This window comes from Tenacibaculum amylolyticum (assembly GCF_964511145.1).
Taxonomy (GTDB): domain Bacteria; phylum Bacteroidota; class Bacteroidia; order Flavobacteriales; family Flavobacteriaceae; genus Polaribacter; species Polaribacter amylolyticum.
Genome location: NZ_CAZEFZ010000072.1, coordinates 43,815 through 53,570, shown reverse-complemented (window position 1 = coordinate 53,570; position 9,756 = coordinate 43,815). Strand labels below are relative to the sequence as shown.

At 28.7% G+C, this 9,756-nt stretch carries 10 protein-coding genes; 3 read left to right on the top strand and 7 right to left on the bottom strand.

Annotated features, from left to right (window positions below; all coding sequences use genetic code 11):
- The first annotated feature begins 1,406 nt into the window (after positions 1–1,406).
- From ACKTTC_RS17460 to ACKTTC_RS17450, 3 genes are all read left to right on the top strand, one after another.
- On the top strand, positions 1,407–1,649 hold the full coding sequence (locus tag ACKTTC_RS17460; RefSeq protein WP_408041144.1) for a hypothetical protein: 243 nt from the start codon (positions 1,407–1,409) through the stop codon (positions 1,647–1,649).
- 492 nt (positions 1,650–2,141) lie between these two features.
- Positions 2,142–2,336 (top strand): hypothetical protein, encoded by a 195-nt coding sequence (locus ACKTTC_RS17455; RefSeq protein ID WP_408041143.1) that lies wholly within the window; start codon positions 2,142–2,144, stop codon positions 2,334–2,336.
- 298 nt (positions 2,337–2,634) lie between these two features.
- Positions 2,635–3,183: a hypothetical protein gene (locus tag ACKTTC_RS17450; RefSeq protein WP_408041142.1), complete on the top strand. Its 549-nt coding sequence runs from the start codon at positions 2,635–2,637 to the stop codon at positions 3,181–3,183.
- Between the two features lie 109 nt (positions 3,184–3,292).
- Here the strand turns inward: ACKTTC_RS17450 and ACKTTC_RS17445 are convergent, their stop codons facing one another.
- The 7 genes from ACKTTC_RS17445 to ACKTTC_RS17415 all read right to left on the bottom strand — a co-directional run bounded on the left by ACKTTC_RS17445 (position 3,293) and on the right by ACKTTC_RS17415 (position 9,457).
- Positions 3,293–3,619 carry a hypothetical protein gene (locus tag ACKTTC_RS17445; protein WP_408041141.1) on the bottom strand — a complete coding sequence of 109 codons (327 nt, stop codon included), beginning with the start codon at positions 3,617–3,619 and terminating at the stop codon, positions 3,293–3,295.
- A 115-nt stretch (positions 3,620–3,734) separates the two neighbouring features.
- Entirely contained in the window at positions 3,735–4,112 is a 378-nt protein-coding gene (locus ACKTTC_RS17440) for a hypothetical protein (RefSeq protein ID WP_408041140.1), read from the bottom strand.
- A gap of 73 nt (positions 4,113–4,185) precedes the next feature.
- The gene (locus ACKTTC_RS17435; RefSeq protein WP_408041139.1) at positions 4,186–4,563 is read right to left on the bottom strand and encodes a hypothetical protein; all 378 of its coding nucleotides are present in this window, start codon (positions 4,561–4,563) and stop codon (positions 4,186–4,188) included.
- A gap of 71 nt (positions 4,564–4,634) precedes the next feature.
- Positions 4,635–5,003 carry a hypothetical protein gene (locus ACKTTC_RS17430; protein ID WP_408041138.1) on the bottom strand — a complete coding sequence of 123 codons (369 nt, stop codon included), beginning with the start codon at positions 5,001–5,003 and terminating at the stop codon, positions 4,635–4,637.
- A 67-nt stretch (positions 5,004–5,070) separates the two neighbouring features.
- The gene (locus ACKTTC_RS17425; protein WP_408041137.1) at positions 5,071–5,454 is read right to left on the bottom strand and encodes a hypothetical protein; all 384 of its coding nucleotides are present in this window, start codon (positions 5,452–5,454) and stop codon (positions 5,071–5,073) included.
- 12 nt (positions 5,455–5,466) lie between these two features.
- Entirely contained in the window at positions 5,467–8,013 is a 2,547-nt protein-coding gene (locus tag ACKTTC_RS17420; RefSeq protein WP_408041136.1) for a hypothetical protein, read from the bottom strand.
- Positions 8,014–8,023: 10 nt separating this feature from the next.
- Positions 8,024–9,457, bottom strand: coding sequence for a T9SS type A sorting domain-containing protein (locus ACKTTC_RS17415; protein WP_408041135.1), 1,434 nt, complete (start codon positions 9,455–9,457; stop codon positions 8,024–8,026).
- Between the last annotated feature and the right edge of the window lie 299 nt (positions 9,458–9,756).

Sequence of the window (9,756 nt, the reverse complement as noted above, 5' to 3'; positions counted from 1 at the left end):
CTACTTGCCTAAAAAACGTCTTCAAACTATCAAATTTCCTACAGAGCTTGTATTTAATACGCTATTAGGCTTTTATATTAGTCAGCTTAAAGAGCGTAACACGTATTTAGTTGCTACCAATAGCCCTACACGTGTTTTAAAGAATGATTTACCTAAATTAAGGATAGATCAGCGCAAATTAGCCACTCATAAGAAAGAAGGTGTACAAAGGTTCTCTTTTTGCAAGAAAACCGCTAAAAATCATGTTAAACGCTTACGTGAAGCAAAGGTGTTAATCAACTATACTTATGTGAACCAAAACAAGCCAATTTCGGTGAATTTTAACCCTGAAATTGTAGCTATTTTGGACGGAAAACCGCCAAAACGACAACTTACTGAAAGTCAATTTTTTAACTATAACGGGTGGAAAATTTTACACGATAATAGTGATAATAATAAAGTTTTAAAAAGAAATAAAAAGAAAGACTTTTTAATTTTTCATAAAGAAAATGAATGTGGTTTAATGCAGCAGCAAAACGTATCTCTTGCAGAGAGCTACAAGACCACCATCAGAATAAGTAATGCAAAACAAACTAGCCCGCGGGAAAATGTAGCAACGATTCGAAAAATATTGCCAGATTTTTTAAAAACTGGCGCAAAATCAAACGGAACAAATAACACGGTTACGGTTAATTTTCTTGCCAAATTGATGGAAGAAAAGACACTTGCACAGGAACTCTCAGCGGGAAAATATGACAATCACAAGGGTTTAAGCTATCATTACTTGCAAAAAGTTATTCAGTACGCCAATGTGACTACAGAGGAATTTAGAAGCGTGTTGATACAGGATTTTGTAAAATCATCGGCTAAGATTTGGAAGAATCACCAGAGCGTACACGTGGGGAGTTGGAAAAATGCAATTAATAACCTTAACCAGACTTTATTTAAGGGAATTACACAAAAAGAAGGACTATTAAAAAAGCTAAAAGAGTATCGCTGGAAGCTAGATTTCGCCCGTAAATGGTTTTTAAAATCAAAGATTCCCGCATTATACCCGTCTTTGTATTTTGATGTTCACCGAAAAGCTTCCAATGGCATCGGGTTTTATGGTTTGCATTCTATTTGGAAAAGTCATTTGAAACACCAACAAAACAGGATTGAAAAACAGAAAGAAAGCCAACAGCAGGAAAGTGCAAGGAAACGCAAAGCCAAGATGAAACAACGTTTTGAAAATACTATAAAAGCCTATGAAAAAGGAAAATACACCACAGCACAGGTGTATAATTACGTAAGAAATAATTTGCCGCAAAGCTATGTAAGTGAATTAACAAAACGTATAGAGGAAATAAAAAAAACAGCTTAATAGACTACAATATCCGAGCTAAAATACAATTAATAAAAATTGAAATGAATACATAATAAAACAGATGAAAAAGGAAAATTTACAATGCTATTTAACTGAAAAAGTAGTACAAAACCAACGAGTTTTTAAGATTGTAGACGGATTACACCGTCCCATGAGTAAGGCAAAAGTGTTTTATATAGGTTATACTCCAAATCTAGGAGAAACAATAGATGATTTTATAGCCATGGGAAAGGAAACTGAAAAACAATACGAACAATGGTATCATAAGAACAAAGAGATACTAAGGTTATATTATACGAATTAATAAGCCTGCAAGCCATAAACGCAAGAAAATGCAAGTTTACGCAAAATGACAAGACAGAGTCTTTGTTTATGGTTAAAAAACTATTAATCATTGTTTTAAATCTTTACTCTATTGTTTTTTAACTCCGTTAGAATTAAAAACGCAATAAAACGCAATAAAACGCAAGAAACTGCAAAAGAAGAAGCATCTTAGTATATAGTAGGGTTGATTAAGGGTCACTAACTATTATAAGATGCTTTATGAAAGCGAGTAAGCTTTCGGTGTAAAACTAGTAAAAAAAGCTAGTAAACTAGGGGTAATTATGGTTAAAAAGACTTTTAATATCAGTAATCAATTATAGATAAAGGACAAACATGATAACCAACTATAGAGTAGCGAAAACAAAAAACGCAGGAAAATGCAAAGAACCGCAAAACCTTACTTAATCCTGAAATAGGTTTACACCAAGTGTTACTATATATAGAGGACTATTATTAATTAAAAAGAAAAAAAATGAATACTATTTACACGAAAAAGAAACTATTTGAAACCTATTATTATCTAAATGATGGAGAAATGCGTTACGCAATTAATACTATAATTGTAGAAAATAGAAAAATACCTTTAGATATAGCCAAGTTTAAAAAGAAATTAAGACCTAAAGAAGTACAAACTTTTTTAAAGGAGTTTGATTTAGAAGAAATATAAACTAACGTAATATTAAACAAAATGATGATTAATAGACATTATGTATTGGGAATTATTCACTTTGTTATTCTAAAAAGGTAAACCTCTTAAATAATTTGGCGATTATTGATAAAATATGTTTTTACCTTAGCTAAATTAGTTCTTTTAGAAGTAGATAAGAGTTTAACAGTATGTCAACAACAGTTTAAAGATTAGTCTTTTTTCTAGATAAAAATAATTTATATTAAAAAGTAAATAATTTAAACGTAAAAGCTATTTTAGATTACAAAAATTAATTCATCCTGTAAAATTATAAAAAATGGAATTTGATGTAACAAATTTAGATCGAAAAATACTTTTAAGAGCACTTTTTGCATACTCTTCGCCAAAAGGTTTAGGGAATATTGAATATACGTTCAGAGAGTCACAAAATGAGAATGTAGAAGGTCTATCTGATATTGAATGTGAAGAAATCCTTTATGAATTAGAAAAAATGAAATCAGGTACAATAAGGGTTTTAGATTATCATAAAGGAAAGCCGATGAAGTTAGATTTTAAAAAGAAAGATAATGGACAAATAAAAATTTCAACTACAGCTTATGATCAAAGAAATGGAAAATACCGTTTTTTTGAAGCAATTTTAGATACTTTTCTTGAAGAAGAAATTATTATCACTAAGAAAGGTTATGGAGGAATAACTTCATTCCCGAAAATTGAGTTAAGTAGGTCAAAAGAACAGGTTAAATTACTTAAAAGCATTTTAAGCAACTCTGTTCTAAGTGAAAATAAAAATGGTCGTTATTGGAAAATAGATTCAAGTAAAAAAGAATACAAATCACCATCAATTCAACTTTTTGAAGAACAATAAAGTATTTAAGAATTAATTTATAACCAGAATAGGATAATACTATCCTATTCTGTTATAAATCCATTTAACTTTTTGTGTAAAAAAGTTCATCATACTTACTACTTAGGCTTTAAAATATTTTCAACACATCATCTAAATTCATAATTAAAAGCAATAATAAAATAATAGGAAATAAGCTATTTAATAACAGATTTAATAAAAAAGATTTGTTTGCAATTGTTTTTTTATTGTACTCTACTATAGACAAAATAAAACCAATTACGCTTAATAGTAATCCTACAAAGACTACTATACTTAAAAATATCAAAATATATAAACTCTCTTTTTCATCAAAAAGTGTAAGTAATGTAAAACTAAAGAAAATGAGTATTGTATTTGCAATACCCACTTTAAAAGATTTATTTTTTGTCACTGATTTTTGTTTTTTATAATTCAATTAATTCACTTATTAAATCTAATATTTCTTTATTTGATTTCATTTTATCCTCAATGTTAAAAACCGAGAGGGGATAATCTCGGTTCTAAATTATAAATATAACTTTTTACTTAAATTATTTATCCTCTGTAGCATGTTTACTAAACCTTTCTATCCAACCATTTTCAATTGTAGGTTCAGCTTTCAACATCTCACTTATTTCAACTAAATTTACTTGATTTTTATTTTCCTCATAAATTAATTTAAACTCCTCATTCTCTTCTAAGATGCTAAGAAATGAAAATAAAGATGTACCTATTGTTTTCTTCACGTAGGCTTTTAACTTATTTACATCTTCTTTGGAAAGCTTATCAAACACTTCAGTATATTCTTTCCCAACTCCCCATTTTGTAGAATCATTTATAAGATCATTAAGATGTTTTATGGCATCATCATAAACGTACTCTATAACTAACTCACCAAATTGGTTTAAGATTTCTTTATTTGATTTCATTTTTATACTTAATTAAAAAAAACCGAGAGGGGACACTCTCGGTTCTAAATTATAAATATAACTTTTACTTAAATTATTTATCTTCTGTTACATGTTTACTAAACCTTTCTATCCAACCATTTTCAATTATAGGTTCAGCTTTTAACATCTCACTTATTTCTAATAAATTAATTTGTTTTTCATTCTCTTGGTAAATTATTTTGAAATTTTCATTTTCTTCAAAAAATCTTAAAAAATTATAAATAGAACTACTTATTCTATCTTTTAAATATTCTTGTAAAATCGTAAAGTCTTTTTCGTTTAGATTTTGTAATAAATCACAATAATTTTTAAAAATAGGTAGAGGATTTTCTTTTTGTCTTAAACTAAGAATGTTTGATATAATAGGATCAAAAGAATCTTGTATAATTTTCTCTCCAAATTCGTCTAATATTTCTTTATTTGATTTCATTTTATCCTTAATATTAAAAACCGAGAGTGTAATACCCTCAGTTTTGAATTATAAAAATAATTTTACTTAAATTATTTATCTTTTGTTACATATTTACTAAACCTTTCTATCCAACCATTTTCAATTATAGGTTCAGCTTTAAGCATATCACTTATCTCAACAAGATTAACAATTTTTCCGTTTTCTTCAAAAATAACTTTAAATTCTTCATTTTCTTCAAAAACAGTTAAAATATCAAATAAAAAACCTTTCAAAATCTCAGAAGTATACTTTTCTATTTCTAATTTTTGAATAGGTAACATGTTTTTAAATAAGTTGCTATACTCTTCTGTTAAAGATAAATCTGAAACATTATTTTTGATAAAACGATATTGGTTATCAAATGCATTTTTAATTATTAATTCTCCTATTAAATCTAATATTTCTTTATTTGACTTCATTTTATCCTTAATATTAAAAAACCGAGAGGGACACTCTCGGTTCTAAATTATAAATATAACTTTTTACTTAAATTATCTCATTATCTTTTACATATTTACTAAATTTAGCAATCCAACCATATTCAGAAACAGGTTCAGCGCTTAACATCTCACTTACTTCAACTAAGTTTACTTGTTTTTCGCTTTCTTGATAAACTAGTTTAAAATTTTCATTCTCTTCAAAAACTTTTAACATATCAAAAATAACATTAGTTATATTTTTAACAGAGTATTCTCGCAATAAATCTTTATCACTTTGACTAAGTTTATTAAAAAAATCATGATATTTTTTATTTAATGGGTTGGGTGTACCCTCATAAATAATTTTATTTAATCCTTGATATGATTGATCAAAAACCTCTGAAACAATTATTTTACCATAGGATTCTAATGCTTCTTCGTTTGTTTTCATTGTTTATAATCTTTAAAGGTTAACACCGTTCCAAGGTATATTTTTTATTTCAAATACACCTTGGTTTTTTAAATCTTCTATTGCTTTTAAAACCCATCCTTTTGCCACATCTTCTGGTATACCTGCATTTTTCATAGCTTGTATTTCAATAGTAGCCATATCTTCCAAAGTCATTTTAATATTAGGATTTGCATTTTTCCAAGCTGTATATAAACTTCTTTGCTTACCTGTTATTGTTGAATGAGCAACTCCAAAACTATTCAATGAATTAGCTGATACACTAAAAGCTTCTTTATAATTATAGTTGGTTGCTGCTTCAAAAGCTTTTTTAGCCATAGGATGATGCCCTCTTACTGTTTTATATGCTCCAGTTCCTTCTGTAATTATTCTAACCCCGCTTTGTATTGCGTTTATAGCTCTATTGGCACTTTGAGTAAAATCTACAAGTTTTCTAACCTCATCAGCATTTTTAGCTATAGGTATTACAACATTATCAACTACTTTTACAGCAACTCTAGTTCCTGTTGCTACTTGTCCTCCTATTGGTATTAAGGCAATTGCACTAATTGTAGCATTTGCATAGTCTCCTCTTATAAGATAGATTGCACCATTTATTACATCTGCTATTTCACCAATAATAGGAACCATACCTATTATATCTAAACCTGTTTGAAAAACGCTAATCCATGCTTCTTTGGTAAGTTTATAGCTAGACCAATCAGGGTGTAATGCTTTTAAGCGGTTTTTCTCATACCTAACAAAAGTTGCAATTCTTAATCCTGCTGTACCTAAATGAAGAGAAGACAAACCATTACAACAATCTGCTAGAATAGCTTTTTCTGCTTCTTTAAGTAAATTTTGATTAAATGTAGAATTATTATTTGTTAGACTTTTCTCAAATTCTAATGCTATTTCAGGATGTTTAAATAAAAAACCTTCTGTACGAGTATCTAAACCTAAATTGGAGTCTAAATTTTGTATTAAATTATTAAGATAATTCTGAGTTCTAATATGATTATTCCATAATAAAACGCCACTCCCTTGATTATAATTTATCCTTATAAAATTATCTGAATCTGTAGTGAATTGAAATGCAGCACCAAGCCATTCTTCTTGGATATAAAGAGGTACAGCAATACCATTCTTAGTAAAGAAATTACGAATAAGCTCTCCTTCAAAAGCATTAAAATTATTTTCAGTAAATAATTTCGCAAATACATTACCTAAACCGCTAAAACCAGAATTCACTGCACTACTACTTAGTTTTGTGCGTAATGCTAAGTCTTTGTTAGCACTACTTTGAACAGCAGGGGTTGTGTATGATTGATAAAATGAATTGCTTAATATATAATCATTTCCATCAATTAAGTTATTTAATAAATTATTGATTTGATTAATTGATGTTTGATTATATTCATAATCTTTAAAATATCTTATTACTTCGCTTTTTAATCCTGGTCTGTTCTCTAAAAAATTCTTATTTCGTGTACTCATAGCAGAAATAGCTCCTTCTCCTAGAGTTTCATCTAAAGAAACACTATTTATACCTTGGGTAAGGTTTTGATTCTTAAGTCTTATCCATTCATAATGAGCGCTTAAAAAACCTACTTTTTTACGTAAATAATCTAAATACGCAGGGTCGTAAAGAGATATATTACCACTAGCATTTGCAGCATAATCTCTAATAAAATCAATTGTACCAAAATATTTGATTTTGATGGTTTCATTATCTAATGATGCTACATAGCTTATTTGCGCAGTCATATTATTAGCATAAGTCTGCATCAAATCTATTTCAGCTAAAGCACTATTAGGAGAATACATATAAGCTACTTGTTTATTTCCTATAGCTGTTAATAAATCATGTTGAAAAAATCTTCCTGCCCATATTTCAGATTGAATTGCTTGAATTTCAGGAATAGCAAATTTTGCTTTATCTAATAGAACTTCATTGTTTTGATAGCTGCTTACCGCTTGGTTAATAACCGCATCGATACTAGCCGTAGACCTATAATTTTTTATTGGAGTATTATTATACTTTAAATGACCATAATTAGTATTAAGCCTACCAGATGCTATTTCTGCCCTTCGGTATTGCAGCAGTTTTAAACCTTTTAAAGCTCTATTCCTTACTTTTGTTTTTTCAGAAATTCTACTATGAGTATTACTTAATGCAGAATGGACATTTCTTTTCGCAAAATTATTTTCAATAGTACGCCCTACATCTCTTAAACCATCATTCAAATGGTTATATTGTTTATTAAACCGATTTTCTAATGCGGTTTTAATAATACCATGCTGTCTAGCTGCCCATTGATTTGCTCGACTTCTGTTTACAGCTTCTATGATACCATGAGAGGTGATAACAGAGTTAAAATTAAAATCAATTACAATATCAGATTCTGAATCTTTATCTCCATCTCGTCTTGGAAAATCACCAGTTGTTCCACCACCAGTACCACCACCGAAATCTCCGATGTCGATAATTTGATCTTGCGCATTTATATTGGTTGTTATACCTATAAAAACAATAATTAGGTATGATATAATTTTTTTCATCTTTCTCTTTTTATTTTTTTACAATTATTCTAGTCTTTCTTTCTCCATCTAATAGGATTGTAACTAAATACATTCCTTGTTTAAACTGATTCCCATTAACGGTATAATGATAGTTTCCTAATTCTTGAATACCATTAGGTTTAATAGTTAGCCCATTATTACCATTCAAATCTGTAATTGTAACAGTAGTATTTGCTTTTTTATCAAGCGAATAAGAGACAATCAAATCGTTTACAAAAGGATTCGGATAAAACTTTATAAAGTGAGCTTCTTGATTGGCTAGTGCTTTTAGAATCTCATCAGATAATTCATCCTCTGTACTTGAAGTAGTATTTATTTTTTGTAATACCATTCGTATTGGTTGCCCAGTTTCTTTCCAATCTGGAATATTGCTTTCTATAGTTGCAATTAAAAAAGTTCTTGCACCAATAGTTTTTTGTTTAAAATCTACCGAGTTTATTTTGTGAGAAATGGTATTAGGTATTCCATCTCTAAAAGAAGTATGTGGCAAAACAAAGTTTAGATCATCATAATACAAAGTATTTTCTATTTGAGTAAACTGATTTTCCTTTTTTTGATTGTCAACATTCCAAGCTACAGAAAACTCATCTTTATCTGTATTGTAATTGATTTTTAACTGAATAGGTGTTTTTTGTTCAACATTTTTACCTGACCAATCAAAAAGTAATAGTTGTCCCTTCCAAAGACCATTTAAACTAGTGTTTGTCCCTAAGAAAGTGTTAGTTTCTATTGTTTGAATTTCATTTTCTTGATCTAAAGTCGAAGACACATCTAAAGGAAGGCTTTCTGTTAGAATATTGTCTTCTACTGTTGTGTCTAAGGAAAAATTTGTTTTTAATAACTCATTAGCTTTTAGAATGTCTTTTTCTACTCCATATCCGTAATAGTAACAAACCCCTAACCAATATTTAGCCATTTCAGATTTACTCTTATCAAACCATTTCACAGCTTCTTTATAGTCCTGCTCTATGTTTTCTAGACCTTTAAAATATAGATAGCCTAAACTATACATAGCTTTATTGTCACCTAATGCACTTGCTTTTTCAAACCATTCTTGTGCTTTAGTAAGACTTAAATTACACCCTACACCATATTTATATAAGATTCCTAAGTCGGTCATGGCAACAGGGTTATTTTTCTCTGCGGCTTTTTTAATCAATTGGAAACCTTCTTTGTGCTTTACTGCGTTTTTTTGCCTTACATAAACCCTACCTAATAATAGTTGAGATAGGGTATTTTCTTGCTTAGCACAAGGCTTTAGAAGTTGAATACTTTCCTCTACTTGTTTTTTAGAGATTTCTTTTCTTTTTAAGATATGTAATGCTTTGTCAAGATTTGCATTACAATCTACAATTGCTTGCTGAGCATAAAGGGTACTACCCGTTAAACTCAAAGCAATACAAGCGATTTTAATTGCTTTCATTTATAATTAAATTTAATGTTACAGGTTAATAAAAGAAAGGACATAGCAATACAGGCTTATGTAGTTGACTACTAAGCATTATTGTTATAAAAGTGTTTGAAAAAAGTCTGGGGATTGGGAGATTTTCAGAACAATTTTTTATCTTTTCTTTTCAAGTACGAAAGTACTAAATTTAGTTGTGTTTTCATAAAATATATACATTTTAAAACAACACAAATACATATTATTTTTCTTGATTAAATTCTATTTTCATATATTTATAATTCGTTTAAAAGAACCAACCCAAGAAAAGTACTCTC

Bases quoted from the DNA above. Each gene is read 5' to 3' on its own strand.
- ACKTTC_RS17425 (WP_408041137.1), bottom strand. From the start codon at position 5,454: ATGAAAACAAACGAAGAAGCATTAGAATCCTATGGTAAAATAATTGTT.
- ACKTTC_RS17460 (WP_408041144.1), top strand. From the start codon at position 1,407: ATGAAAAAGGAAAATTTACAATGCTATTTAACTGAAAAAGTAGTACAA.
- ACKTTC_RS17455 (WP_408041143.1), top strand. From the start codon at position 2,142: ATGAATACTATTTACACGAAAAAGAAACTATTTGAAACCTATTATTAT.
- ACKTTC_RS17435 (WP_408041139.1), bottom strand. From the start codon at position 4,563: ATGAAATCAAATAAAGAAATATTAGACGAATTTGGAGAGAAAATTATA.
- ACKTTC_RS17430 (WP_408041138.1), bottom strand. From the start codon at position 5,003: ATGAAGTCAAATAAAGAAATATTAGATTTAATAGGAGAATTAATAATT.
- ACKTTC_RS17450 (WP_408041142.1), top strand. From the start codon at position 2,635: ATGGAATTTGATGTAACAAATTTAGATCGAAAAATACTTTTAAGAGCA.
- ACKTTC_RS17420 (WP_408041136.1), bottom strand. From the start codon at position 8,013: ATGAAAAAAATTATATCATACCTAATTATTGTTTTTATAGGTATAACA.
- ACKTTC_RS17415 (WP_408041135.1), bottom strand. From the start codon at position 9,457: ATGAAAGCAATTAAAATCGCTTGTATTGCTTTGAGTTTAACGGGTAGT.
- ACKTTC_RS17440 (WP_408041140.1), bottom strand. From the start codon at position 4,112: ATGAAATCAAATAAAGAAATCTTAAACCAATTTGGTGAGTTAGTTATA.